The sequence below is a fragment of the Methanopyrus kandleri AV19 genome, from assembly GCF_000007185.1.
Classification (GTDB): Archaea; JAADCQ01; Methanopyri; order Methanopyrales; family Methanopyraceae; genus Methanopyrus; species Methanopyrus kandleri.
The window spans coordinates 726,030-751,594 of the sequence record NC_003551.1; the positions used below are offsets into that span (position 1 = coordinate 726,030).

29 protein-coding genes are annotated in these 25,565 nt (G+C 58.4%); 16 read left to right on the forward strand and 13 right to left on the reverse strand.

Going from position 1 to position 25,565, the window contains the following annotated elements; translation table 11 throughout:
* Positions 1-12: 12 nt before the first annotated feature.
* From MK_RS04065 to uppS, 4 genes are read right to left on the reverse strand one after another with little or no spacing between them, the layout of a single operon-like run.
* On the reverse strand, positions 13-771 hold the full coding sequence (locus MK_RS04065) for a hypothetical protein (RefSeq protein WP_011019133.1): 759 nt from the start codon (positions 769-771) through the stop codon (positions 13-15).
* Positions 713-1,057: a hypothetical protein gene (locus MK_RS04070; protein ID WP_011019134.1), complete on the reverse strand. Its 345-nt coding sequence runs from the start codon at positions 1,055-1,057 to the stop codon at positions 713-715. Before MK_RS04070 ends, MK_RS04065 begins: the two co-directional genes overlap by 59 nt.
* Positions 1,054-2,169, reverse strand: a complete 1,116-nt coding sequence (locus MK_RS04075) for a PhoH family protein (protein WP_011019135.1) — start codon at positions 2,167-2,169, stop codon at positions 1,054-1,056. Before MK_RS04075 ends, MK_RS04070 begins: the two co-directional genes overlap by 4 nt.
* A gap of 12 nt (positions 2,170-2,181) precedes the next feature.
* Positions 2,182-2,919 (reverse strand): polyprenyl diphosphate synthase, encoded by a 738-nt coding sequence (uppS, locus tag MK_RS04080; RefSeq protein ID WP_148679595.1) that lies wholly within the window; start codon positions 2,917-2,919, stop codon positions 2,182-2,184.
* Between the two features lie 120 nt (positions 2,920-3,039).
* Here uppS and MK_RS04085 point away from each other — a divergent pair, with 120 nt between their 5' ends.
* From MK_RS04085 to MK_RS04105, 5 genes are all read left to right on the forward strand, one after another.
* Positions 3,040-3,534, forward strand: a complete 495-nt coding sequence (locus MK_RS04085; RefSeq protein ID WP_226988677.1) for a metallophosphoesterase — start codon at positions 3,040-3,042, stop codon at positions 3,532-3,534.
* A 306-nt stretch (positions 3,535-3,840) separates the two neighbouring features.
* On the forward strand, positions 3,841-4,758 hold the full coding sequence (locus tag MK_RS04090) for a PUA domain-containing protein (protein WP_148679596.1): 918 nt from the start codon (positions 3,841-3,843) through the stop codon (positions 4,756-4,758).
* A 13-nt stretch (positions 4,759-4,771) separates the two neighbouring features.
* A complete protein-coding gene (locus tag MK_RS04095; RefSeq protein ID WP_158295923.1) occupies positions 4,772-5,782 on the forward strand; it encodes a flippase-like domain-containing protein in 1,011 nt (336 codons plus the stop codon).
* Positions 5,783-5,797: 15 nt separating this feature from the next.
* Positions 5,798-6,154: a hypothetical protein gene (locus MK_RS04100; protein WP_148679598.1), complete on the forward strand. Its 357-nt coding sequence runs from the start codon at positions 5,798-5,800 to the stop codon at positions 6,152-6,154.
* Between the two features lie 23 nt (positions 6,155-6,177).
* Positions 6,178-8,007, forward strand: coding sequence for a hypothetical protein (locus MK_RS04105; protein WP_011019140.1), 1,830 nt, complete (start codon positions 6,178-6,180; stop codon positions 8,005-8,007).
* Here the strand turns inward: MK_RS04105 and MK_RS04110 are convergent.
* From MK_RS04110 to MK_RS04135, 6 genes are all read right to left on the reverse strand, one after another.
* Positions 8,004-8,945 (reverse strand): KH domain-containing protein, encoded by a 942-nt coding sequence (locus MK_RS04110; RefSeq protein WP_011019141.1) that lies wholly within the window; start codon positions 8,943-8,945, stop codon positions 8,004-8,006. The two genes, MK_RS04105 and MK_RS04110, sit on opposite strands and share 4 nt — an antisense overlap.
* 67 nt (positions 8,946-9,012) lie before the next feature.
* Positions 9,013-9,504, reverse strand: a complete 492-nt coding sequence (locus MK_RS04115; protein ID WP_011019142.1) for a DUF2118 family protein — start codon at positions 9,502-9,504, stop codon at positions 9,013-9,015.
* Between the two features lie 2 nt (positions 9,505-9,506).
* Positions 9,507-10,481, reverse strand: coding sequence for a short chain isoprenyl diphosphate synthase IdsA (idsA, locus tag MK_RS04120; RefSeq protein WP_011019143.1), 975 nt, complete (start codon positions 10,479-10,481; stop codon positions 9,507-9,509).
* 12 nt (positions 10,482-10,493) lie between these two features.
* On the reverse strand, positions 10,494-11,855 hold the full coding sequence (locus MK_RS04125) for an RNase J family beta-CASP ribonuclease (RefSeq protein WP_011019144.1): 1,362 nt from the start codon (positions 11,853-11,855) through the stop codon (positions 10,494-10,496).
* Positions 11,843-12,967, reverse strand: coding sequence for a type 2 isopentenyl-diphosphate Delta-isomerase (gene fni / locus MK_RS04130; RefSeq protein WP_011019145.1), 1,125 nt, complete (start codon positions 12,965-12,967; stop codon positions 11,843-11,845). The genes MK_RS04125 and fni overlap by 13 nt, the downstream gene beginning before the upstream one ends.
* The gene (locus MK_RS04135) at positions 12,945-13,664 is read right to left on the reverse strand and encodes an isopentenyl phosphate kinase (RefSeq protein ID WP_011019146.1); all 720 of its coding nucleotides are present in this window, start codon (positions 13,662-13,664) and stop codon (positions 12,945-12,947) included. Before MK_RS04135 ends, fni begins: the two co-directional genes overlap by 23 nt.
* A 122-nt stretch (positions 13,665-13,786) precedes the next feature.
* On the opposite strand from MK_RS04135, the gene MK_RS04140 reads away from it, so the two are divergent.
* The 5 genes from MK_RS04140 (at position 13,787) to MK_RS04160 (ending at position 18,634) form a co-directional block, all read left to right on the forward strand.
* Positions 13,787-14,833, forward strand: a complete 1,047-nt coding sequence (locus MK_RS04140; RefSeq protein WP_011019147.1) for a tRNA sulfurtransferase — start codon at positions 13,787-13,789, stop codon at positions 14,831-14,833.
* A gap of 66 nt (positions 14,834-14,899) precedes the next feature.
* Positions 14,900-15,808, forward strand: a complete 909-nt coding sequence (locus MK_RS04145; RefSeq protein ID WP_011019148.1) for a CBS domain-containing protein — start codon at positions 14,900-14,902, stop codon at positions 15,806-15,808.
* 49 nt (positions 15,809-15,857) lie between these two features.
* Positions 15,858-17,054, forward strand: coding sequence for an FIST signal transduction protein (locus MK_RS04150; RefSeq protein WP_011019149.1), 1,197 nt, complete (start codon positions 15,858-15,860; stop codon positions 17,052-17,054).
* Positions 17,055-17,108: 54 nt separating this feature from the next.
* Entirely contained in the window at positions 17,109-17,621 is a 513-nt protein-coding gene (locus MK_RS04155; protein ID WP_011019150.1) for a 3-isopropylmalate dehydratase small subunit, read from the forward strand.
* Between the two features lie 5 nt (positions 17,622-17,626).
* The gene (locus MK_RS04160) at positions 17,627-18,634 is read left to right on the forward strand and encodes an isocitrate/isopropylmalate dehydrogenase family protein (protein WP_011019151.1); all 1,008 of its coding nucleotides are present in this window, start codon (positions 17,627-17,629) and stop codon (positions 18,632-18,634) included.
* On the opposite strand, the gene MK_RS04165 is transcribed toward MK_RS04160, so the two are convergent.
* Complete coding sequence (locus MK_RS04165) at positions 18,618-18,917, reverse strand: hypothetical protein (protein WP_148679605.1); 300 nt, start codon at positions 18,915-18,917, stop codon at positions 18,618-18,620. The two genes, MK_RS04160 and MK_RS04165, sit on opposite strands and share 17 nt — an antisense overlap.
* Before the next feature lie 26 nt (positions 18,918-18,943).
* Between MK_RS04165 and MK_RS04170 the strand changes: the two genes are divergently transcribed.
* Both MK_RS04170 and trpB read left to right on the forward strand, forming a co-directional pair.
* Positions 18,944-19,654, forward strand: a complete 711-nt coding sequence (locus MK_RS04170) for a hypothetical protein (RefSeq protein ID WP_011019152.1) — start codon at positions 18,944-18,946, stop codon at positions 19,652-19,654.
* A 12-nt stretch (positions 19,655-19,666) separates the two neighbouring features.
* Complete coding sequence (gene trpB / locus MK_RS04175) at positions 19,667-20,875, forward strand: tryptophan synthase subunit beta (RefSeq protein WP_148679606.1); 1,209 nt, start codon at positions 19,667-19,669, stop codon at positions 20,873-20,875.
* Here trpB and MK_RS04180 read toward each other — a convergent pair whose 3' ends face one another.
* Positions 20,876-21,271 (reverse strand): V4R domain-containing protein, encoded by a 396-nt coding sequence (locus MK_RS04180; RefSeq protein WP_011019154.1) that lies wholly within the window; start codon positions 21,269-21,271, stop codon positions 20,876-20,878.
* Positions 21,272-21,286: 15 nt separating this feature from the next.
* On the opposite strand from MK_RS04180, the gene MK_RS04185 reads away from it, so the two are divergent.
* Genes MK_RS04185 through MK_RS04200 form a run of 4 tightly spaced genes read left to right on the forward strand, consistent with a single transcriptional unit; the run spans position 21,287 to position 24,943 of the window.
* A complete protein-coding gene (locus MK_RS04185) occupies positions 21,287-21,652 on the forward strand; it encodes a dihydroneopterin aldolase family protein (RefSeq protein ID WP_011019155.1) in 366 nt (121 codons plus the stop codon).
* Positions 21,649-22,932 (forward strand): adenylyltransferase/cytidyltransferase family protein, encoded by a 1,284-nt coding sequence (locus tag MK_RS04190; protein WP_011019156.1) that lies wholly within the window; start codon positions 21,649-21,651, stop codon positions 22,930-22,932. Before MK_RS04185 ends, MK_RS04190 begins: the two co-directional genes overlap by 4 nt.
* Entirely contained in the window at positions 22,929-24,137 is a 1,209-nt protein-coding gene (locus tag MK_RS04195; protein ID WP_011019157.1) for a TIGR04013 family B12-binding domain/radical SAM domain-containing protein, read from the forward strand. Before MK_RS04190 ends, MK_RS04195 begins: the two co-directional genes overlap by 4 nt.
* A gap of 5 nt (positions 24,138-24,142) precedes the next feature.
* Complete coding sequence (locus MK_RS04200) at positions 24,143-24,943, forward strand: hypothetical protein (protein WP_148679610.1); 801 nt, start codon at positions 24,143-24,145, stop codon at positions 24,941-24,943.
* On the opposite strand, the gene purQ is transcribed toward MK_RS04200, so the two are convergent.
* The gene (gene purQ, locus MK_RS04205; protein WP_011019159.1) at positions 24,874-25,554 is read right to left on the reverse strand and encodes a phosphoribosylformylglycinamidine synthase I; all 681 of its coding nucleotides are present in this window, start codon (positions 25,552-25,554) and stop codon (positions 24,874-24,876) included. The genes MK_RS04200 and purQ overlap by 70 nt on opposite strands.
* Between the last annotated feature and the right edge of the window lie 11 nt (positions 25,555-25,565).

The window sequence follows — 25,565 nt, forward strand, 5'->3', positions numbered from 1 at the left end:
ACCTCCAGTCGGTTAACGTGCTGGGCGCTCGGGTTCATAGACTCTCAACTTACACTCTCCACCGGGAGAGAAGTGGTAAGGGAACTCTTCCACGACGGCCGCGTCTACGACCCCCTGTCGCGTCAACACGGCTGTAAGGTGAGGGCACGACTGAGAGTAGAGCACTACAGGGCCCTTATGAGAAGCTAGGAACCTGCGCACCGAACCGTTGGATAGTACCATTCCCGTAGAGAGCAATACGGATTCACCGAACTTTATATTCCTCTCGACCCGGAGACGTGGATCCTCGTCTACGATCTGAAGGAGTATTCCGCGATCCCGTAGTTCTCGCGCTATGTGGGCGGAGTATCCCACCAGTATCACCTCATCGCCGAGCTTTTCGGCGGTGTCGGCGACGATCTTCGCTCGGAGGGTAACGGCTCTGCCGTAGTCCCTGGGCAAGCTGATCTCCTCCTCAGGCTCCACGTTCTCCGCGCTCGCCACCGCATCGAGGGCTGCGCTCCGGGCCTGAGGCTCCTGAAACCTGCGCCACACTTCCTTCAGCTTCAGTCCCAGTATCTCCCGGAGTCGGAGGCATTTCTCGGGGTGGAGTGACGCTCCTTCCAGCCCTCTTTCCGTTTTGATTAGCGTAACGATATCGTCGTGGACGCGGTCTCCGCCGGGTGGCCTCCTGTATCCCTCCAGGGCGAGTGCCGCCGCTACTCGGTCGTTCTTACCCTCCGCTATCAGCTCCCTTACTACCCTCGAATAGAGCTTCCAGCGCCTCTTCATCGCACTCCCCCGATCCGGACCTGCTTCCGACCTGTACCTCGACGCGACCGTAGTCCCGGAGGGCTCTCTTGACTGGACCCTCCGGATCCCCTTCACCTCGGACGTCCACTAGGATCACGTACTCCACGGCGCGGAAGGCCCCGACGATGTCGGATCCTCGGGTTGCTCGCACCGACAACACGTCGAAGCCGGCGCGCCTCAGGGCTTCGGATACTTCTTTCTCGAGCCTCCGCTCAGGAACTGGTTTGTGGGAAAGGAGGTGCACGTCGACCATCAGCTCGCTCAAGCCTGCTCGACCTCCAGTCCCATCCCCAGTAGCTCCTGTAGCACCTCCTCGACGTACCGCGCGTACCTGCCCCGCTGTCCCATGAACGGTCCGAAGTCCTTCTGGTCGATCCATACCTTCAGGTTCGGACCGGCTATGTCCACGTCCACGATACGTTCTCCTATCCACGGCACCGGGTGGATGTCCGCGATGAAGTCGACGAAGTCCAGTGTGAGGTGCGTCACGACGATCCTCATGTTCGTCTCCGCCTCTATCCTCTCGATACGCTCACCTCCCGTTCCTACGACGCGACCTACGTGGCCTTCCTTGGTAACGATCACCGCCTGCGGAACGTTCTCGGTCTTGATCTCGAGGTCTTCCGCGATCGGCTCCACGTAGAGCACCGTGAGCACGTCGGCGTCCGGTGCCTCGACTTGGACCACGTCCATGATCTCCCGCTCCACGTCGTTCATCTCCCTGTTACGGACGCGGATTTCCAGCTGTAGGTGCACGCCCCGCTCAGCACCGGGGCGTACGATGTCCCTCGTGCCCAGGTCCACGACTTCCGCCTTGGGTTCCTCTGCCAAGACCTCACGCATCACGGTGGCTCCGCACCGGTCGATGTCGACGTCCTTCTGAAGTACCGGGTCGCCGGTGATCAGCAGTCGGGAGTTGTGACCCATTCGCGCCAGCACCTCACCCGCGTTCTCGGGCAGCATGTTCTGGACTTCATCCAGCAGTATCACGGCGTCGTCGAACGTGCGTCCACGGACGAAGTGCGTATCCACGATCATGATCTTGCCCTCGTCCACTAACTGCTGGAGCTCGTCCCGCCCGGTGAACCGTGAGAGCACGTCCATGACCGGGGTAACCACCATCTCTTCGAACTTCTCGGGCAGGTCCGCGGAGCTCATCTCTTGCTTGGTGGCCACGTCGACGAGTGGACGGGTCACTATGAACCGGTCGTACTCACCTTCCATCACGGCCTGCACGCCGTACGCCGCACAGAACAGGGTCTTACCGGTGCCCGTGGGGCCGAACACGGCCACTATTTCATTCTCCTCGTTTAGCAGCGCTTCGACCAGTCGCTCCTGTCCTTCGGTCTGCGGCTCTACACCCATCAACTCCTTCATTCCTCTCCCCCCTTACCGCCCGAATCTTCTTTCACGCTTCTGGAATTCACGGATCGCGCGCAGCAAGTCAATCTTCCGAAACTCAGGCCAGTACACGTCCACAAAGTACAGCTCGGAGTACGCGGAGTACCAGAGCAGGAAGTTGCTGAGTCTTTCCTCACCACTGGTTCTTATGATCAGCTCCGGATCCGGGAGATCTCCCACGTATACGTACTTTCTGAACGTTCCTTCATCGATCTCATCGGGGTCGAGCCGGCCGACTTTCACGTCGTGCGCTATCTCGCGAACAGCGTCGATAATCTCCTGCCTCCCACCGTAGGCTACGGCGACGTTCAGGAACCTGTCCTTGTACTCCTTAGTGGCGCGTTCGGCCTTTTTGATAGCTCTGCGGACACGGGTCGGGAGCAGATGGAGCCTCCCGACGGCACGGACGGCGACCTTTCGTCGATGGATCCGCTCGCTCTCCGCGAGTGCCTTGAACCGCTCTTCCATGAGGTCGAAGAGCCGCTTGAGCTCCTCCTTCGGTCGGTTCAGGTTCTCGGTAGACAGCGCGTACACAGTAACAGCCTTAACACCTAAGTCGAGACACCACTCCAGCACGTCCTCGAGTTTGTCAGCTCCGTACCGATGACCTTCCCACGGTTCCAATCCCAGCTCTCGGGCGAACCTTCTGTTTCCGTCCATAATGATGCCTACATGCTCAGGGACTCTGCCTTCCTTCACCTTCTCCTCAAGTATCCTCTCGTACATCTTATATACCGGCTTAAGCGAGACGCGAACGGCCTGCCGCAGCACGCGGCGAGAGTTCACCCCGGTGACGCGTTTCAAAACTTCGGGTAACCTTCCTCACCCCCTCAAGGGGGATTCATGATGATCGGGATCTTGTCGGACACCCACGACAACCTGAAGGCCATCGAACGGCTTGCTAGCGAGCTGAACGAGGCGGACGTTGAGGTCGTACTCCATGCGGGTGACTACGTGGCTCCCTTCACCCTCCCGGTGCTCGCGAAGGTGGAGTGTGACGAGTTTATAGGGGTTTTTGGAAACAACGACGGCGAGCGTGACTATTTGCGCGAAAAGGCGGAGGAAGTGGGCTTCGAGCTGGTCGGCGAGATCTTCACGGGCGAGGTCTTGGGTCTCCGAGTGGCCATGATTCACGGCACCGAAGAGGCCGTAGTCGAGGCCCTCGCCCGCTGTGGCGAGTACGATCTGGTGGTTTACGGCCACACCCACGAACCGGAGGAGCGCGTGGTCGGAGACACGCTCGTGGTTAATCCCGGAGAGGTATGTGGGTACGTCACCGGGCGCCGAACGGCCGCGCTGCTCGACCCCGATGAGAAGAAGGTAGAGTTCGTCGAGTTTTGACCCGACATGCCCGATGAAGATCACGGCCTTCGCCTGAGACGTGACGAGATCCACCCGAGCTGAGGGGACACTCCCATCCTCCGAAAGACGGAGCTCGATGACCCGCGACTCGCGCACGTACTCCGTGAGCGCGTAGCCGACTATCCCTCACTGCTGGCCGCCCTCCGAACTCCGGTTCGGCGCTACACGCTCCGGGTTAACACTCTGAAAGCGGACCTGGAGGATGTCGTCGAATGTCTCGCCTCGGATTTTCCCGATCGGGAGGTTAGAGAGTCTCCTTACTCCGAGTACGCGGTCGAGATCGAGGTGAAAGGACCGTACCCCGTGGAGGGGAACCACCACGTCGTAGTCGCCGACAAGTTCGCGGCCGAGAGCGTCTACGTGGGGGCGGATCTCTACGCTCCCGGGGTGGTGCAAGCGGACCCCGACATCCGTAGAGGCGACCGCGTGACCGTAGTCTCGGAACGCGGGCACCCGGTCGCATCCGGTGAGGCGGCGCTCCAGGGGCGTGAGATGGAAAAGCGGGACCGAGGTACTGCCGTCCGCGTGGATCGCCCCACCTTTAGTGCCCCAAAAGTCCGTGAGACCGAAGCGTACCGGCGAGGTTGGGTGTACTCCCAGGGTCTGCCCTCCATCTTGGCCGTAGAGGCCCTGTCTCCGGAGCCCGGCGAAACCGTGGTCGACCTCTGTGCGGCTCCGGGTGGGAAGTGTTCCCACGTGGCTCAGATCACCGGTCCGGAGTCCAAGATAGTAGCTATCGACCGCTCCGCACCACGACTCGAACGGATGGAGGCTCGACTACGTCGCCTGGGTATCGACTGGGTCGAGACCGTGCACGGGGACGCCAGGAAGGTCGTCAGGAGGCTGCGGGGAACGGCAGACGTTGTCCTCGTTGACCCGCCTTGCACCGCCTTAGGTGTCAGGCCGAAACTCTGGGTCGAGGCGACTTACGAGGAGGCGCTCGGGCTACCGTCTTACCAGTATTCGTTGCTCAGAGCCGGATACGAAGTCCTTAAGGAGGGCGGAAGACTCCTATACTCCACGTGCACTCTCACGCCCACCGAAAACGAACTCGTGGTCGAACGTGCGATACGGGAGCTAAACCTTGAGCCCGAGACGCCGGTGCTTCGACCCGCCAGACGCTCAGGTCCGGGCGTTGTCTTCCTCCCCCATCGTGCGGATGTCCCTGGATTCTTCTACGCAGTACTCGTTAAGGAAGGATGAGGGAGTAGACGTCGTGTCCGACGGCGTCGTGAAACGACGGGCAATACCGGCGATGGCGGCGGGTGTAGCCGTTGTCCTCATCATGATTTGGTCGTTCGATCCTCGTAAGGTCCTCACCGTAATCGCGAGAACGGAGCCGCGGCTGTTCGCGCTCGCCGTCTGTATCCAACTGGTTGACTTACTACTGTGGGCGCTGCGATGGCACCTGGTGTTGGTACGAGGCGGGGTAAAGGCACCGTTCCGCCTGGTCTTCGCGGTCAATAACGTCTCGATGCTCGTGAACAACATCACCCCGAGCGCCAGGAGCGGCGGTGAGCCACTCCGTGTGTACCTACTGGCTCGTATGACCAGGTACCGGGCGCGTGATATCGCCTCCTCCGTCGTTATCGATAGGGTTCTCGACTACTTTCCCCTGACGTTACTACTACTGTTGAGCGCCTTCCTGATCGCGGGAAGTGGAGGAAGAGGCGGGATTCTCGTCATCCTACTCGGTGGCGTGTCTTTTCTTACAGCCGCTTTGATACTGTCGCTTTGGTTCTTAGCGAGTGAGCGATACGTGCACAGGGTCGCTCGAGGGGTTCTCCGGCTCCTGTCCCGTGTATCTCGTCGCGTACGCGCACGCCGCCTGTGGGAGGAGCTTGATGAGTGGGTGGAAAGGTTCGTGAAGCAGCTTCGAGAGCTCCTCCAGGATCGTCTCACGCTGATTCAGGGCACCCTGTTATCGGCTGCAGTGTGGGGGTGCGAGATCCTCAGGACATACGTCGTGTTTTTATCGTTGGGACGCGAGGTGCCCCTACCCGTTATCGTGGTGTCGTTTACGGTCTCGATGTTCGCGGGTGTTCTCCCGTTACTTCCCGGTGGACTCGGACTGGTGGAGATATCCACTGCATCGGTTTACAGGCTGTGGGGGATCGACCCGGGAACCAGCGCTGCGGTTGCACTATTAGACCGGCTGATCTCGTACTGGATGGTGAACGCGATCGGTGTGATCAGTCTTTTACGCATCTCACGGCGAGAAAGATAAGGAGGTGTGATGTCCTTGCCATACGAGCTCGGGAAAGTCGAGACGATTATAAAGCCGGATGACGGTGGGGTGATCTCCGCCGATATAAAAGTGTTGGCTACAGTGAGCTTGCACCGCGGCCCTACGATCATCGCCGAAGTCGATCCCAGGATAGCCGGAGAGATCGAGGAAGACGACCACGTCATCGTCGACTTACCCTTGATACCTTCTCCGAATGAGTCCAGACCACAACCCAGGATAGTGAAGATTATTAAGGATGAGAAGCTCGTGAACCGCGTGAAGGCGGAAATCGAGAAGGAACCCGAGACCATGGTTCCACCCGTGATTCCCGGGCAGCCGGCCACACCTCCACCCGAGGACATGTTCGGCTGATAGCCGCCTGGGGAGGCAGATGATTGATTTTTAAAAAGAGAAAAGGTGGTAAGCGTGAACGGCCCGAGATAGATCTCAAGCTTAAACCTCCGGAGGAAGGTGAGGGAGCTCCGAAGCTCAAGCTCCCCAAGCCGGAGGGGAGGCCCGGCGAGTCGAAAGGCGCAGAGGCCGTCCCCAAATTAAAGCTTAAACCCCCGAAACCTAGTGAAAAACCTCCTAGTGGAGAAGAGGAGGAAAAGAAGAAAGAAGAGCGCCCACCGGCTGAAATTAAGCCTCCTAAGCCACCGGAAGAGCGTACCGCTCCCTCGAATTTGGAAGCTGAACTAGAGCGGCTGAAAGCCGAGAATAAAAAGCTTAGAGAAGAATTAGACGAATGGCGCAACAAAGCCAAGAGTGCGATGGGAGAGAGGGATAGACTAAGGTCCGAAATTAAAAGACTTAAGGAAGAACTTGAGAAGCAAGAGAAGGAACTTGATAAGTACATCAAAATTTCGAAGCAACTGAAAGAAAAGTTAGAAAAAGCTAAAAGAGAATCGGAGGAACTTAAAGAAAAAGCGGAAGAGTACCGTGAACGGTACGAAAAGATTGCTGGGAAATACAATGAGCTTAAGTCGAAGCTGGAGGATCTCTCGGACCAAAATCGTCGTCTCGCAGAGAATCTAAAGAAACTCAAAGAGAAGTATAATGAAATTAAGGAGGAGAGAGATAGGCTAAAGGAAGAAACGAAAGAAGTGGGGAAACTCAAGGACCAGTTAGCTAAGCTTCAAAGTAAACTTAAGGAGGTTAAAAGCGAAAGAGACGACCTCGCCAACGAAGTCGAAGCCCTGAGGAATGAGAACGAAAAACTTAGGAAGAAAATAGACAAACTGAAGTCTGAGCTGAGTAATCTCCAGAAGAAGCTCAAAGATAGGGAGAAGAAATTGGAAAAGGCTCGCCAGCATATCGGGAAGCTCAGGGAGGAAATTAAGAGAAGGGATGAGGAGATTAGGAAGCTTAGGAAGGCACAAAGTAAGTTGAAGGATGAAATTAAAAGGTATGAGGAAGGGAAGCGACTTCTGGTTCCACCCGAGACTGAAATGGCGATAGCAAAGGTGAAGGGTAGTATTGTAATAGGAAAGAATTCAATGGTTAAGGCACTCCAAGAGGATGAGCCCATAGTAGTTAAGGAGGAAATTAATGTCAAAGATAATTCGCGAATTTACGGGACGATTGTGGCTAAAAACATCTCAATTGGGAGTAATGTAAAGATTTACGGGAATGTAATTTGTGAAAACAAGTTGGAAATCGGAGAAGGCTCTACGGTAAAAGGCCATGTAATTTCTATTAATTCACTGAAGACGAGTGCGGATGTGATAATAGAAGGGAGTATGGTCAGCGGAGACGACATCTCGCTCGCTAACAACGTGGAGGTCAAGGAGGTTCTGATCACGCCAGGGTCGGTCAAGGCCAGTCAAGGCCTCAGCGTTGCGGCGGTGCTGTGTAATGACTTCGAATCAGCCGGTTCCATAGAGGCGGATTATATTCTAGCGGATGAGAGGGTCAAGCTGGGTGACGACAGCTTCGTCAAGACGGTGATCGTTCGAGAGGGACCGGTGGAGCAAGGAGTGAACTCATGCGTCTACTACGGCTCGTTGTCCATCAAGGGTCGGAACCCGAAGCTCTACATAAACACCGAACCGTTCGACGATCCCGTCGCTAACAGGGTATTCCGCAAGACGATTTCCAACGTGGAGCGCCTCGGGCCGTTTCATCTAGCGAAGTCGGAGAAAGACGCTAAGTTCGTGTTGAACAGGGTCACCAAGATGGACATCGCGGAGATCGTGAAGGAACTGCGAGAATCTCTGAAGGTCTAACCCAGTAGCCCTCGCTCATGTCCCACGTACCAGTGTAGCGACGACCCTCGGACCGTGCGAACGAACCCTTCCCCTCTCACCTCCCATTTATCGTTGGCTTTCCGAACTTCGCACAGAACCCTCTCCGTGGGTTCAGGACGGACTGTGATTCTATTGTCTTCAGGCAGGTAACAGACGTAGTACTTCTCACCTTGCCCTGACCATATTTCGCCACCGTTCAGTTCCAGTTTGAGTCGCTTGCCAACCACTAGAGTGTAAACGTCGAGACGGTCTACAATGCTGTTGCCGACAACTAGACTACGCTCAGGAACGCGCGAGTCGCTGATGTGAGCTCCCGCACCTACTACGGACCATCTCCCGATTTCACAGCGCGAGAGGCGTGCATTCATGCCCACGAAACACCGCTCCTCGATTTTACACCCATGGATCTCTGCTCCATCTCCGACGAAAGTCACCGGGCCGAGTTCCGAGCGTTCGATTTCACAGTGTGAGGACACGGAAACCCGTTTGTGTAACACTGAGCGACGGATCGAAGAGAAGTTCGAGATCATGGCGCCTCCGTGGACTGTGACGTGCTCCAGCTCCACGAACGCCGCCACTCGGGCGTTGCCGCGTATTCTGGATTCCCTCACGGACACGAGGTGAGGGTGTTTGAAGGCGGGGCACAACCAGGCTTCCGAAGAGTCTCGTACCTTGAACCACCGGTTAGTGGGTGACCTCTTCGGGTCGACTACGACGGTTAGATCTAGGTAGAAAGGCTTTCCGACGCGTTCCTCCAGGAGTTCACGGGCCCGCTTGCCGATCTCTCGGATGGTGCTGCCCTCGCGACCGATGAGGGTAGCCTTCAGCGATTCCTTATGGACCACGAGTTCTGCTCGGGCGTAGACGAGTTCAGGACGTCCGCGGCCGGGCCGGATCTCCTTTACCTCGATTCCCACTTCCCGTGGGAGTGATCCGTGGAGTACTTCGCGTAAGGCCGAGCGCAGGGCTCTCTCGACGGTGCGTTCACTCGGTAGGTGCGATGTAGTACTCGTAGTTCGGTCGTCTCTGGGTTCGGATTGCGGGCTGCTCACAGACGTACACCACCAGACAGTCCTGAGGTGCCTCGACGTACCGAACGTTCCCACTGCGAGTCGTCACGGCGGCCAGTGGATCACCTTTCCTGAGCCGATCTCCTACGTCGGCTATCGGTGTGACTACGTAACCTTCAACCGGTATCTGGTACACCCGGTCCCCGGGCTTCAAGAAGACGAGTGATCGCCGATCTACCGGTTCTATGACGACGTGTCGGGTGACCTTGGCCTCCGGTACGTCGAAGACTGACCTGGCCTCCTCGTACACCACCTGTTCGTAGAATATCGGCTCGTCTAACTCTTCGGCGATCTTCTCCGCTAGCTCACGCGAGCGTACGATCACCTCGAACTCGGGGTCCGTGAGCAAGATCTTGCCGCTCTCTGGAACTTCGTCGGTCTCCACGTATATCCTGGGAAGTGCCAACTTCAGAACTCCCTCTCTACAACGAAATCCGCCAACTTTTCTAGGAACTCCCGATGCTCGTTCTCGGGGAGCTCGCGCAGCGCAGCCTTAGCGCGATCGGCGTACTCTCGGGCCCGCTTTTTAGCGTAATCTATCGCACCGAGATCTTCGAGTATCTGAATAACCTCGCGAACGTCCTCGCGTGAAGCATCCTCGTTCCCGAGGACCGAAAGTATGCGCTCCCGCTGCTCCTCATCGGCGAGCTCCAGGCCCTTGATCACGATCAGCGTCTTCTTCCCCTCGACGATGTCGCTGCCCACGGGCTTACCGAGTTCGGACTCGTCTCCGACAAGGTCGAGGACGTCGTCCTGTATCTGGAACGCGATCCCCAAGTTCTCGCCGTACTCCCGAAGCGCTTCCAGTTGCTCGCGGTTCGCCCCGGCTTTAAGCCCGCCTACGACGCACGATGTCCGTATGAGCGCTGCCGTTTTCTTCCGGATCATTTCGAGGAACTCATCCTCGGTGACTTCAGTCCTGTTCTCGAACCCGATGTCCATGGCTTGGCCCTCACAGATCTCCGTGCAGGCGCGGGCGAGTTCTTTCACTGCCTCTACGTCTCCGCCTTCCGCCGCCACTTCGAAGGCTTTGGAGAACAGGGTGTCTCCCGCCAGTATGGCTACCGGTACTCCCCACTTCACGTGTACCGCCGGGACTCCGCGTCGTTCGTCGTCTTCGTCCATGATGTCGTCGTGAATTAGAGTGAACGTATGAATCAGCTCGACCGCGACCGCTTCAGGGAGTACGTCCTCTTCCGATCCACCTAACATGAGACACGATTTGATGGCGAGGAGGGGTCGGATTCGCTTACCTCCCGCTTCGATTAGGTGCCAACACGCATCGTAGAGGTCCTCTGGGCCTCCTCTGGGTAGTACCTCCTCAATCTTGGCGTCGACGAGCTCGCGTGCACGGTTCAGCTCTTTCAGTATCTCACTCCGCATGGAATCGTCCCCTTATAACGGCAGACTTAGCTTCGTGCCGTCGAACATTATGAATACGTCTCGGTTCACCTCGTAACCCTCCTGAGTGGCCAGTTCGGCGTACGCGGCCAGCATATCCGGGTCACCGTGTGCCGGGACGATGAACTCCGGCTGGAGCATTCTGAGCATTAGGCGATGGTCTTCACGACCCGCGTGCCCTGACACGTGCACGTCCTTGAACATTTTCACACCCTTCAGCCGGAGCTTGGTGTCCAACACGTAGCGGTTGGCTCGATTTATAGGGGACGGAATTGTGGACGACGAGAACACTACGCTATCTTCTTCGGTCAGTCGGTACGGGAGCTCGCCGTCAACGATCCGCGGTAACACGGCGCCCGGCTCTCCCTGGTGTCCCGTGACGATCAGTAGGTAATCCTCCTTCTCCTTGTTCGCCCGTTCGAGTCCCCGCCGAATAGTCTCGGGGCGATCGTAAATCCTGGCACCCGCGGGGAGGTTCAGGAGACCGAGCTCTTCGGCGATCCTCCCGTATTTGCCCATGGATCTTCCGGCGAGGATCACTTTCCTGCCTAATCTGTCCGCAGTGTCTGCGATCGCCTGTATCCGTTCTATGTGTGACGAGAACGTTGTAACGATAATCCCCTCACTTTCCTCGTCGGCGAATCTGAGCACGTCGTTTACCATTTCCCTAGCTACAGATTCGGAAGGTGTCTTAATTTCTTCAGCGACCCTCAAACTCTCAGTAATGAGCAGTAACACACCTTCTTTGCCCAGCTGTTTGAGCCTTTTATAATCCGGTTTGTATCCTATTATTTGATTATCATCGAACTTAAAATCGCACGCATATACTATTGCTCCGTAGGGAGTATGCAACACTGGTAGGACACAGCACGGTATGCTGTGGCTTATAGGGATAAATTCAAGTCGGAGTTTCGAGGAGATCTGCACTTCGTCTCCAGGCTCGACTGTGTACAAGTTAATCATGATATCTTCGGCTTCATCTGCGTACCTTATCTCATTCCTGAGGTCGGCTTTCACGAGTTCTATTGTGAACTCAGTTCCGAATACCGGGCACTTGTACTTAAAGAGCAGCTTAGGTACCGCTCCGATGTGGTCTAAGTGAGCGTGGGACAGGACCGCGGCGACCGTCTTGGAACGATGGGGGCGTAAGATAGGGTCGTTCGGTATCGCTTTCACTCTACGGAGTTCCCTGGCTGAGGCTTTCTGAAAATCTTTTTCGAAAACTAGTGATTTGTCCAGGGACATACCACAGTCGAAGATCACTATCTCCTCGTCCACGCGGACCGCGGTCATGTTTCGTCCACCGGCCTCGCCGTATCCCCCTACTGCGAACACCTCGACGGTCAACGGTTCCACCCCGTTCGGCGATCACCGGTGCAGACGAGATCGAGTGGGACTCCCCGGCACTCCAACCACTCACGCAGCTTCCCGTACACTACTATGGGGACGCTGCTCATTTCCTCCACGGACGAACACCCCGCCATCAACATCGCGATCTTGACCTCGCGAGCGATCGACTTCAGGAAGCGGACGCAGCCTCTGACGCCCTCGGCCAGCACTTTACGGAGCACTGGTAAGGCCATTCCGGCGCAGTCCGCACCTAGAGCCAGAACCTTCGCGACGTCCATTCCCGTGCGCACGCCTCCGGTTCCAATTATCGCGAGATCGTTACCGACGACGCTTCTGACTTCGAGTATTGAAGCCGCTGTGGGGACTCCCCAATCGGAGAACGCGTAGCCGAGTGGTATCTCACCGTGGGCCTTCGACCGGACGGCTTCGACCACCGCCCAGTTGGTTCCACCGGCTCCACCGACGTCGATACCGTCCACGATATCCCGGACCAACTTGGCGTCTTCGGCTGACACGCCGGCTCCGGTCTCCTTCAAGACCACCGGCACGTCCACCGTTTCGCAGACTTCGGCGAGTACGTCCACGAACCCGGCGGCGTCCGCCTCACCTTCCAACTGAACCGCTTCCTGCAGCACGTTCACGTGAACGGCCAGCGCGTCTGCGTCCACCATATCGACGACTTCGAGCGCGAGGTCTGGGCCGTTCTCGCGCAGCTGCGGGAGCCCGATGTTGGCCAGCACCAGGCCGTCGGGGTACTCCTCCCGTACCACCTCGAACGTCCACCGCACCTCCGGATCCTTCACGCCGGCTCGCTGGCTTCCGACCCCTATACCTATCTCAAGCTCGCGGGCTACTCGGGCGAGCTTCCGGTTGATCTCGCCGGTTTTAGGATGGCCTCCCGTCATTCCGGCGATTATCAGCGGGAAGGAGAGCCGCTTCCCGAAGAGTTCGATTTCCATGTCCACGTCGTCGAAGTCGAGCTCCGGGAGCGCCCGATGTACTATCTTCACGCAGTCGAACAGCGGGCTTTCCTCCGATTCGACGTCCTCCCAAATACACGCTAGCACGTGTTCCCACTTCCGTTCTCTCATCCCTTCAGCGCGTGATCCTCGTACCAACGTGCTCACCCCGAAGGAATCGGTCGACGTTTTCCGGATCCCGAGCATCGAACATGTACACTTCCGCGCCGCGCTCCGCTATGCGTGCGGCCCTTCGCAGTTTCTCCGCGATGCCCCCCGTCACATCTACGCCGGCAGAACCCTCCAGCTGCCGTGCCAAGTCTCGCGCTTCATCCGGAGAGAGCTCCCTTAAGGGCTCCCCCTCCTCCGGTGTTCTCGGGTAAACTCCGTCGACGCTCATCCCGAAACCGACCCGGTCCGGGCCCAGCCAGGAGACCCGCTCGGCGATTTCGTCGCCCGACATGATCCTAAACCCGTCCCCGTCGTGGTCCGGGACGACGTCACCGTAGAGTAGGGGAACGCAACCACGTTCCAACAGGTCCACTAACACGTTGAGCGAGTACAGTACCGTCGCGGGTGTCACCGGGTACACGCGCACTCCCGAGTCCACTGCCACCTTCTCGACGATAGAAAGTAGCTCGTGCATCGCCCGTCGAACCTCCGAAACACCCTTTTGCAGGTCGCTTACTCTCGACGCCGCGTAGTGCCCGAACGACCCGCCGCCGTGGATGAGTACTAAATCTCCCCTCCAGTCTGAGATGACTTTCATAAGTCTTCGAATACGGTCTTCCCTGGCCGTTTTCGGTTTCGATTTGTCGGTGATCACACTCCCTCCGAGCTTCAGAACCGTGAACACAGGAGCCCTCGACGGGACCTCGACCCGCCCGTAAAACGGCCTTCGGGGGCGATGAGGACACCCGAGGCCTCGGGGAACGATGACCGGAGCGGTGGGCGGCCGAGCTTGTAGGGGGTAGTTCCATGAAGCCGGTGACCTTGATTAGGCCCTCAGGTGAGGTGACGGCTAAGAGCGCGCCCGTCCGAAAGACGTTACTGGGTGAACTGGCGCGGCGGTTAGAGCGGAGGCTCGGCGAGGTGGTCCGGGTACGCGGGCCGAGGCTAATAGTCCCGGGCCACCATCCGAACGCCGCTTCGGAGTTCGGTGTCGAAGGTGCGCTACCGGGATACAAGGTGAGACCGAAACCGGCCACAATACTCAAAGCCACGCGACGCGCGTTGCGGGAGTGCCCAGAGGAGATCAGGGTGGACGTCCGGTCACACCACGACGGCGTTTCGGGACATGCGCTGTTCGAGTCCGTGAGGGAGATCGTCGAGTCTACCGGCCGTAAGACTAGCAAGCGTGGGTCCCGACTGCTGGTGGAGGTCTATCCCGACGTCGCTTACGTCTGCGGACCCGAGAAAGCCGGTCCCGGTGGTCTTCCTGTGGGCACGCAGGGGCGTGCGCTGTGCTTACTTTCTGGAGGCTTCGACAGTCCCGTGGCCACGTGGATGGTTATGCGTAGAGGACTCGAGTGCAAAGGGTTGCACTTTTTAGTCACGGAGTCGGAGCTTGAAGCGGCCCGTGAGAACGAGCGAGTCCTCCGACGCTGGTGCCCGGACTTCGATCTCCTAGTGGACGAGTCGCACCGTGAGTTCCTGGAGACCGCCGAGGAGCGACTGACCGGACGACTCAAACGATACCTGTGCGTTGTTTGCAAGATGAGGATGCTCGAGCGTGCCTCTCAATGGGCCGATCGGCTCGGGTGTGATTGTATTGTCACCGGTGACTCATTGGGTCAAGTGGCGAGTCAAACCGTATGGAACCTCAAGCTGGAGGAGTCTCAAGTGAATGGTATCGTACTACGTCCGTTGGTCGGTCTGAACAAACCCGAGATAGTCCGATACGGACGTAGGATAGGGGTCCCTGAACGCGATCCGGGACGATGTCCGTTCGTTCCGGAGAGACTTATCGTTAAACCCAGGAAACGGGAGGCGTTGCGCGCGTATCGGGAGGTGATTAAGGGATGATCATTAACTCCGTCGGTAGAAAGGTGCTCTAACGTCTGAGAATTTGAGGGGTGGTGTCCATAGGCTTTGAGAGAAGAAGTCGCGTCCAGCCCTCAAGGGCTCGGACTCGAGATATTGGCTAAACACAAAGTGTCTGACTTCGTTCGTCACGGTGCCATTGCGGTGAAACCCGATGAACCGCTATGGAACGCGTTGAAGGCTATGGTCACTCACGGCATTCACGGTGCGGCGGTGATGGAGGACTCCAAAATAGTCGGAGCGTTCGAGGAGGATGATTTGCTCCGTGCCCTCCGTGCGCTCGAGGAGGACGCTCTCGCGGCCGAAGTTAAGCGGTTCATGAAACCGGCCGTGGTGGTGAAGTCGAGCGATACTTTCCAAAACGCCATGGTTGAAATGCTGAAAGGCAACACGACCCGGGCATTCGTACGTTCTTCCGGTCTCCTAAGGAGCGGCGTGTACGGTGTGATCTCCGCTTCTGATATTGTACGAGTACTTACGGGGGATTACAGGGGGTTCAGGGCTCCCGGCAACACGGATCGACCGGTTTCGCCTCCGAAAGTCGGTGACATATTCTGGCCCGGAAGTGTAGCCATCAAGCAAGTGATTCGGAACTCTCCTTTGACCCTGGACGCTTCCAGCTCCGTTGCCGATGTCGCGAGGTGTATAAGCGAGAAGGGTCGACACTACGCGGTCCTCCTGGAGGGGGAGTCCCCGATCGGCCGCGCCGGTGACAAGGACGTGATGGGTGCCGCTCTCGACGCGATTCTAAACCGAAGAGATTTACACGACCTCACGGCCAGAAATTATCTGCAAGAAATGGTGGTGGTGCCTCCCGAGACGCCTCTACATGAGGCTCTTTGGGAAGTTATCGACAAAATGTCAGATAGAATATACGTGATGGATGGCAGGAAGTTAACCGGGGTCGTGCCATTAATAGATGCCGTCTACACACTGGCGAAAGTAGCTAGTGATTGACTTCTGACAAGGTATACAATCGCTCTGGCGATCATCGGGGGTGGGGCTTTTGGTCGACCTGGACTGCTGCGTAGTGTGTGGTGACAGTCCGGAAAGTATCGTCGATGAAGTCGTCGAAAGGCTTGGTGACCGTGCCGATTTCGGAATCGTGTTTTTTCACGATATAGATCCCGAGGACGTAGTCTCCGAGCTCAGTTATGGAGTTGAGCGTTTCGTCGGCTGTGTGGCTGGAGAGGGTCACTATCCGGGGTCGGTTAAGGGGCATAAGATCAGCTTACTGGCGTTGAAGACGGAATGGATGGCCAAGTTCGGTACCGGCGGATCGGCGCGTCAAGATCCTGGCGAGGCTTCTCGTGGTGCACTGGAGGAGGCTTTCGAGGACCTGGATTTCGATCCCTACGACGTCTCCTACTCAGCGCTCAATCTTAAAGATCCAAAACGTATCGTCATGTACAGGCCGGTTATCGGCATAACGTTCATTGAGGGGGCCACGTTTCACAACCTCGGTGGTACGGGTCTCGAAGTGCTCTCCGGCTTCAGATTCGGGAGTGGTCCTGCGGCCGAAAGTATCCGCACCTTCGGAGCGCTGTCCAGCGATCCTGAGTTGGAGAGTGCTCCGGTGGTGTGCGATAAAGGGGTGTTCGAAAGCGGTGCTGTTTACGCTACTATTTCCACGTTCTTGAAGGTCAGTTGGTCGTTCGCATCCTCACTGAAACCCGTGACGAAGCTCGGAACGGTAACGAAAAGTAGGGAGAACGTGATCGTTGAGATCGACGGGCGTCCCGCCGGCGAGGTTTACATCGAGAAACTCGAAGAGGTGACCGACTACGTCAAGGCATGCCCGAACGAGTACGTCTACAAGGAGCTTCCACCGCTCGGTGTGGTTCGTGTGTTCCCCTCCGTCGGACACAGGATCATCCCACGCACCCCGCTAGAGGTTACCGACGACTACATCCGAACGGCGGGTTACGTCGTGGAGGGCGAGCAGCTGCTGCTTCTCGGCTTCGATGATAGGCCGAACGCTCCCGTTAGGGCCTACCAGGGATCCTTGAGCTCAGGTGAGGAGCCGCTAGCATCCATTCTGGTCACGTTCGCGGGACGCAAGCCGCTCAAGGAGGAGATCCCCGACAAGCATTGCGTGGGGATGTACTCCTTCGGAGAGATCATCCCGATTACCGGGTATAACGAGTTTCACAACCACGTATCCGCGTGCCTGACGATCTTCAGAGAGCCGGTGTTCGACTGATCGGTCGACAAAGGTGATAACTCGCCGGTCACGGGGGCGGCCCGGGGCGTCCGCTTGAGAGACGTTATCCGGGGAAGGGCCTGGGTCTTCGGGGACGATATCGACACCGACCAGATCATCCCGGGTCGATACCTCACTACCCAGGACCCCGAGGAGCTGGCCAAGCACGTGATGGAAGGGGCCGATCCGGAGTTCCCCGAGAAGGTCCGCGAGGGCGACGTGATCGTGGCCGGGAAGAACTTCGGCTGCGGTTCCTCCCGTGAGCACGCGCCGATCGCGCTCAAAGCTGCCGGAATCGCCTGCGTGGTCACGAGGTCCTTCGCCCGTATCTTCTACCGGAACGCGATCAACCTGGGGTTACCCCTAGTGGTTTGCCCCGGCGTGGACGACGCGTTCGAGGATGGCCAGGGGATCGAGGTGAATCTCCGAGAGGGGTATGTCAGGAACCTCGACACCGGTGAGGAGCTGGAGGCGAAACCACTCCCGGACTTCATGATGAGGATACTCGAGGCCGGCGGCCTGGTGGAATTGATCAAGCGGGAAGGGCCACGGGCTTTCGAGGGGTGACCTCCGTGGCGTACAAGATCGCTGTGATCCCGGGAGACGGCATCGGACCGGAAGTCATCGAGGCAGCCCTCCACGTGATCGAGCCGCTGATCGACGCGGAGTTCGTCGAGGGTGAGGCCGGCGACGAATGCGCTGAGAAGCACGGCGATCCGCTGCCGGAGGATACCTTGGAGCTATGCCACGAAGCCGATGCGATCCTATTCGGGGCCGCGGGTGAGACGGCGGCCGACGTGATCGTCCGGCTGAGACAGGAGCTCGACCTGTACGCGAACATCAGACCGGTACGTGGGTTTCCGGGACTCCGTGAGCTCACCGGTGAGCCGTACGTGCGGGACGACGTGGACTTCGTGATAGTGCGCGAGAATACCGAGGGGCTGTACTCAGGGATCGAGGGGAGATTCCGAGACACCGCGTACACCTTGAGGATCATCACAGAAGAAGGGACGCGGCGTATCGCCGAAGTAGCTTGCGATTTAGCGGAGGAGCGCGGTTCGAATACCGTTACGTGTGTGCACAAGGCGAACGTCATGCGTGAGACGTGTGGGCTCTTCCGCGAAGTGTGCAAGGAGGTGGTCGAATCCCGTGGACTGGAGTTCGAGGAGTACTACGTGGACGCTGCGGCTATGTTCATGATTACCGAGCCGGAGCGCTTCGACGTCGTCGTGACACCGAACATGTTCGGCGACATACTATCTGACGAGGCGGCAGCACTCGTTGGTGGGCTGGGGTTGGCGCCCAGCGGGAACGTCGGCGACCGCCATGGGCTGTTCGAACCGGTGCACGGATCGGCGCCGGACATCGCGGGTAAAGGAATCGCGAACCCGTTCGCGACGATCCTTTCCGCGGTCATGATGCTAGAGTGGTTGGGTGAGGACGAAGCCGCGGAAGCCGTAAGAGAGGCCGTGGGTGAGGCGATCCGAGAAGGTGTCGTCACGCCGGATCTAGGAGGTGATAAAAAGACGATGGAGGTGGCGGAGTTCGTCAGGGAAGCTGCCCTCAACCGGGTCCAGTAGTGGGTCCAGTGGTGGACGATCCAGTAGTGGATTCTTCCTTCCCCGCACCCTGCTCCTCTCCGGATCGGCCTCCCACGTCCTTAACTTTCGTCTTGGCGGCGATCTCCGACGGCGACAGTGGGTGAGGTTTACGGTTCTTGAGCTCCGGCGGTAGTACCACCTTAGACATCTTCTCCTGTTCCTCGATCTCCTGTTTGATAGGCGAGATACTGACGAACCCCGCGGCCATACCGATGACGAACCCTAGAATCGCGGAAGCCTTCAGGACGGTTTCGGTCTTCAAGTCCGTCAACCCCGGAGGGAAATGTCATGATGTCGATCAAAATGACGATCGGAGCCACCGGAGCCGCTGAGGCGGCTTCGCACGGGGACGTGATCGTGGTAGTGGACGTCGTGAACACTTCCTCTGCGGCTGAGGTCGCCTTACGCGAAGGGGCTGTCGCCGTAGTAGGGGCGGCTCCCGATAGTGCTTATCGGGTCCTCTCGGGTGAGCACGCGGCTAAATACCCGTTCGCGGAGACACCCGAAGGCGTTGACCCGGTAGAGCGAGGCCGGGAAGCTGGTAAGATAGCCGTGGAAGAGGGCTGCGATGTAGTACTCGTGGTAGACGGCGGCGAAGATAACGCGAGTTTGGCTAGGAAAGGCGTTGAGGACGTCGGGGCGGAAATCCGGGAGGTCGTACCTAACGCGGGCCCTAGGATTAAGGACGTGGTGGATCCGGCGGGTAAGGTCTTCTTGTTCGCCACGGCTACGGGCGGAACGCTCTACGATGTCGCTAAGACTCACGGGGCTCCGGCGGTAACGTTCGGAACCGTCGTGCGTCGCTCTTTCACCAGGGCGTGTGTGGAGAGAGCACTGAGGTTAGCCGGCAGGTATGGGGCGGGCGTCACGATAGTGGTTTCATCGATCTTCGCCCCGGAAGACTTAGACGCCGGCGCGAGGATTTTCGAGGAGGCCTGTAAGGTCATCACGGAAAGCGTCTGTGAAGAACGGTTCGAGGACGTCGTTTCGAGACTGTAGGGGAGGCTTCGGTTGGGACGGTACGTGGATAGGTACCCGGACGAGAACGGGTATTTCGGTGAGTACGGAGGGCGTTTCGTGCCGGAGACGCTCATGCCCGCGCTGGAGGAACTAGAGGATGCGTTCAAAGAAGCACGTGAAGACCCAGAGTTCTGGGAAGAACTCGAAGAACTGTGGCGGAAGTACGCCGGGCGCCCGACTCCACTGTACTACGCACGGAACCTGTCGCGGAAACTCGGCGTCAAGGTGTACCTCAAGCGCGAGGACTTGGTCCACGGCGGGGCACACAAGCTGAACAACACACTCGGTCAGGCCCTGCTCGCCGATCGTATGGGTAAAGATCGCATCATCGCGGAGACCGGTGCCGGACAACACGGACTCGCCACCGCCATGGCCGGGGCCGCACTGGGCAAGAAAGTCGAGATCTACATGGGGGCCATCGACGTAGAGCGCCAGAAACACAACGTCTTCAGGATGGAGCTGATGGGGGCCAAAGTCCACCCCGTGAAAGCCGGAACGCAGACGCTCAAGGACGCGATCAACGAGGCGCTGCGCGACTGGATAACGAACCTCGAGACTACTCATTACCTCTTGGGTTCCGTCGTCGGGCCGCACCCTTACCCGTGGATCGTCCGCGAGTTTCAGCGGGTGATCGGCAGGGAGACGAAGGAGCAGATCACGGAGCTAGAGGGAGGTCTTCCGGACGCGATCGTGGCGTGTACGGGGGGAGGCAGTAACTCCATCGGGATATTCTACGACTTCCTGGACGATGAGGAAGTAGCGCTATACGCCGTCGAGGCCGGTGGCAAGGGGCTGGATACTGACGAACATTCGGCCTCGCTGTGCGCCGGGGAGGTGGGGGTCCTCCACGGTTGTCGGACCAAAGTCCTTCAGGATGAGCACGGCCAGATCCGACCGACACACAGCATCGCACCTGGTCTCGACTATCCTGGAGTGGGTCCGGAGCTCGCGTTCCTAGTGGACGAAGGTAGAGTCACCGCCGACGCCGTGACGGACGAGGAAGCACTGCGTGGTTTCGTCATGCTGAACGAAACCGAAGGGATACTCCCAGCGCTCGAATCCGCACACGCGGTCTATTACGTGAAAAAGCTGGTGGAAAGAGGTGAACTGGACCGTGGGGACGTTGTCGTCGTGAACCTGTCGGGGAGAGGCGACAAGGACGTAAGGATAGCGGCGGAGGAATTGGGGGTGGAGATCTAGCTACTCCTTCGGTACTATACGGAACTTACAGATATCGTCGCCCGCCAGCTGGCACTTCGTCTCCTCTATCTCCATGCTCTTATCGTACTTCAGCTCCGCTAGCTTGCGGAATAAGGCCTGCTCCAACTCACAAGCGGGCTCGGTGAATCCCATTTCCTCCTTAACCTCGGGGTTCTCCTCGTAGAATTCCACCGTAACCGTCGTTTCTACGGTGATGACTATTTCTTCCGGGTCCTCCTTATCACCCACGAAGTCAACCTTTATCCCCTCCATGCCCATATCCTCGAGCAACTCCAGCATCTCTTCGAGGGAGTCCGCGCGCTCGTAGACGATTTCCGCGAGGAGCTCTCCCTTCTCTCCCGCTCCCTCCTCAAGGTCTTTTATCAGCTCATCCAAGGGGGAGACCCCGACTTGAAGTATTTCAAGAGGTTGTCCGATCGGGAGCGCGCGATATTCGAGGCTGGAATCACGCTGGGCGCTATATATCATCAGTTCTGCGGCACGCCTGTATCACCCGGCACCGCGGAGGAGGTGGCCAAGTGTATCGAACGTGCTGCCCTACTTCAGCCCTGCGTAATCGATGCTCGGGTGGAGGTGGACGTATCATCCGAGGATACCGACAACTACGGTGGGTACACGGAGGTTTCAGGCCGGAACCTACGAGTTACGATTGTAACTAGGTGCGGGGAGTGGGAGGCCGTAGGGAAGCTCGAGTTCATCGAGGAGCTGAACTACCCACTTATGTGGGTTGAGGAGATCCGGCGGGTGGAACAGTGACCGTTATCGGGATAGCCGCCGACTTCGATCCACCCCACCGGGGACACGCTTACCTATTAGACCGTGCCCGAGACCTCGGTGACGAAGTCGTGGTGTTCCTCAACGCTGATTACACCGCGCACCATACCCCACCTCTCCTACCGTACCGCTTACGTCGCGAGATAGTGTTAGAGCTCGGCGCAGACGAGGTGATACCAGTCCGGGGGTACCACCAGCGATTTCCACTTGCCTACACGGTCCCCGTGCGAGTCAGACTCATGGCGGAGGAGGGCGTGGATGTTATCCTCGACGCTGGACCGTCGCGAAACCTCGATCGGCTCCGTGAGCACGTCGAGAGGGTGTTGGAGGTAAGTGACCTCTTCTCCATTCCTCCGAACGTTCCGGCCCGTAATGTGGTCCGATGGTTGGCGGCCGTCGAGTACGTGAACCGAGAGCTGGGAACGGACGTCGAGCTACTCCTTATTCCGGAGCTCGAAGGGTATTCCGGTCGCAAGATCAGAGCCGCGCTCCGGCGCTCCGGCTATTCACCCGATTCGCTCAGAAAAGTCAGGCGTCACTTGCCCCGGGAAACGTTCAAAAAACTTGAACGATACCTCAAGGCGCGGACACCACCGATAGCCCGGCGAAAGGAGCTCCTCGACGTCTTGAACCGCGCGTCGAGCTACGAGCTCTGTAGCATCGCACACCTCAACACCATCGCCGTTCGGGAGATCCTCAGAGGGCGTCCATTCAGATCGGAGCGTCAGGTTTGGGGGGCACTCCGCAGAGCCGACTACGGTTCGGTGCTCACGCGGCTCGCATTGGCGAACACCGAGTGTCGCGTAACCTCGGACGAGATCGCTCGGATCGCTCTAAGCTGGTGTGTCGAGCGTCTTGTCCCGGAGAACCAATCTCCCGACTCGATGTACCGGCGCGATTGGTTCGTGGCGGCTCTTTCCAGCCATGGGGTTAAGGCCCGCGATGCGGATCGACTGTACAAGCGAGCCGATTCCTACGAAGAGGCTCGTCGACTGGCTCGTAGACGTTACGGCGTCGATCCCGGAGTCCCGCGGTTCGAGACCCTCATAGGTGAAGCTAGGGTTTCGGACGGAGAATATCGTCCGGCTATATCGGCCAACGGCCGACTGGGGGTTGTCGAGGACGGGTTTCAGGAACTGCGCGCGACGGCATTCGGAGCCACGTTGCTCAGGTACGTCCTGGACGACCCCTTCGTGGACGCCGTGATTCGGGTGGAAGACGAGGAGGCCAGACTGATCGTTTTCCCGGGGGACTCGCCGTGAGGAGGATTTGGTTCCACTTGGACTCAAAGAATAGGTACAGCCTGGCACACGTGCTCGGGGCCGTAGAGGCCCGTGCCCCCGAGCTAATACCGTACATCGAGGTCTCCAGGAACCCGGATCCGGAGCCCGGGGACATCGTGGTGTTCTCGTTCAACACGTTCATGGCTCCCGAGGTCTTCGAGGTGGTGGAACGTCTCCATGATGACGTGGTGAAACTGGCGGGTGGTCCCCACCCATCGGCCCGACCGGACCAGTGCCTCGAGCACGGGTTCGACATCGTCCTGATCGGGGAGGGGGAGGAAGTAGTCCCGGAGGTACTCCGTGAACTCATTCGTGGTAAGGAACCTGAAGAACGCCCCGGCGTTTACTTGGGTGAGGGGAATCCTCAACCAGCCCCGCGGGTGGAGGATCTCGACCGCTTTCCGCCGTACTCCGAGGGTTTTCGCATATTCTGTTCCGTCGAAATCACCCGAGGATGCCCTTGGGGTTGTGCCTTCTGTCAAGTCACCAGACTCTTCGGGCCGAAGCTGCGGCATCGGTCCGTGGAGGACGTGGTCCGATGGGTCAGGAGAGGGGTCGAGCGGTACGGTCACACCTTCGCTCGCTTCGTCGCTCCGGATGCTCTGGCATACGGGTCACCCGACGGTATCCGGCTGAAGCCGGACCGAGTGAAGCGTCTCCTCCGATCACTCCGCTCGATTGAGGGGTTAGAAAAGGTGTTTTTCGGTAGCTTTCCGGCGGAACTCAGACCCGACTCCATCGCCAAAGGGGATGCCATTGAACTGATCGCTCACTATGCGGACAACGAGCGTGTCAACATCGGAGCACAGTCCGGGAGCGAACGCGTACTCAAGAGGATTGAGCGAGGGCATACCGTGGAGGACGTCGAAGTGGCCGTAGAGAAGGCGCTGGAAGTAGGTCTGAAACCTGTGGTCGATTTCATCTTCGGGTTGCCCGGGGAGACGGAGGAGGACCAGTTAGCGTCAGTAGAACTCGCCCGGTGGATAATCAAGCGGGGTGGTGAGGTCAGACTCCACTACTTCATGCCACTGCCCGGAACACCGCTGGAGAACGAGGAGCCAGCACCGCTCTCGTCCAAGATCCGGCGTATACTCGGACGGTGGACTCAAGAAGGTAAGGCGGAAGGCGCGTGGGGACACCAGATGAGGCTCTCCAAGACCGCGATGAAAGTCCTGAGCGGGTAATGGAATTGGAGGTCCTCGTGCTAAGCCCGGCCGCATTGTACAGACGTACTGTGAAAGCACTTCGAGATCTGACCGGCTTCGCCCGGGAGGTGGTGGGACTCGAGGAGTTCGGTGTAGGTATAGTAGAAAACCCGCGTGAATACGTTCGGTGGTTAGCCAAACGAGTTGATGAGGGGACGGCTGAGGACGCTCTTCTCACGCTGGTCGGAGGGTCGGGAGCGCTCGTCGTACGCGTTGGCGGTGATACGTATCACGTGCTGATAGGTCCCGCTTACCGGTCTGAGGAATCCGTGAAAGCCGCACTGGCGCACGAGCTGGCCCACCTACTGCAGCATCGATTGAAGCTGTTCCCCAAGGATGTACCCAGACCGGCAGGAGCTGTCAGGTCCGTGCTGCTACCACTCGAAGTGGGTGCCGAAGAGCTCGTGCTCAGAGAGCTCCCGGAAATAGGTGAGGTGAGGATCAGGATGGCCCAGGAGGAGGCGCGGGAGTGGCGTCGGACGGGCGACCCGATACTGGACCTCGAGAACGCGCTCGTCGCCGTCCCGATAAGGCTAGCCGCTCGACGTCTCGGACTCGACACCTCCGTGCAGGAACCCTCGATCGAGGATCCGGAGCTGAGGGAGGTGAAAGAAGAGCTGGTGAAACTGGCCCGAGGTGTCGACCCGTGGGACCAGTCGGACGTGGAACGTTATACCCGCAAGTCCGTGTCGATACTCCTGGATTGGCTGCTGGATCAGGATCGGCACCACTCGACGAGCGACTCGAACAACCGTAAACCGTCATCGGAGTTCAGGAGACGGTGAGCCGCGCGCTCAGGGTGAGGCATCATTCCGAGGACGTTCCCATCGTCGTTCACAACTCCCGTAATACCGCCGACGGAGCCGTTGAGGTTGTACTCCTCTGAGACGTCGCCGTCGGGTCCGCAGAACCTGAACACCACGTTGTCCTCGATCTCCTCCGGGTTTTCGTAGTAGTACCGTCCCTCCGCGTGGGCGATCGGAACTCGAATGACTTCGTCCTCCTGGTACTTGGTCGTGAACGGGGTGTCAGTACGTTCCACGCGTAAGTAGACCCAATCGCAGATGAACCTGTTCCCGACGTTGACCGTGAGAGTACCCGGGATGAGCTCCGCTTCGGCTAGTATCTGCATTCCGTTACACACTCCCAGCACGGGGCGCCCGTCCTCTGCACACTCTCGAATCTCCTCCAAAATCGGGGATAGCGCGGCGATGGCGCCCGCCCGGATGTAATCCCCGTAAGTGAATCCGCCCGGGATGATCACGGCGTCGAAGTCGTCTAACCCACCATCTTCGTGCCAGACGAACTCCGGATCTCCACCAGCGAGCTTCACGGCCCATGCCATCTCGAGGTCGCAGTTCGTGCCGGGAAACCTGATGACAGCCACACGGACCAAACTCAGGCCCC

Coding starts and splice junctions, on each gene's coding strand:
- MK_RS04170 (WP_011019152.1), top strand. CDS start 18,944: ATGATGTCGATCAAAATGACGATCGGAGCCACCGGAGCCGCTGAGGCG.
- idsA (WP_011019143.1), bottom strand. CDS start 10,481: ATGCGGAGTGAGATACTGAAAGAGCTGAACCGTGCACGCGAGCTCGTC.
- MK_RS04140 (WP_011019147.1), top strand. CDS start 13,787: ATGAAGCCGGTGACCTTGATTAGGCCCTCAGGTGAGGTGACGGCTAAG.
- MK_RS04065 (WP_011019133.1), bottom strand. CDS start 771: ATGAAGAGGCGCTGGAAGCTCTATTCGAGGGTAGTAAGGGAGCTGATA.
- uppS (WP_148679595.1), bottom strand. CDS start 2,919: ATGTACGAGAGGATACTTGAGGAGAAGGTGAAGGAAGGCAGAGTCCCT.
- MK_RS04085 (WP_226988677.1), top strand. CDS start 3,040: ATGATCGGGATCTTGTCGGACACCCACGACAACCTGAAGGCCATCGAA.
- MK_RS04075 (WP_011019135.1), bottom strand. CDS start 2,169: ATGAAGGAGTTGATGGGTGTAGAGCCGCAGACCGAAGGACAGGAGCGA.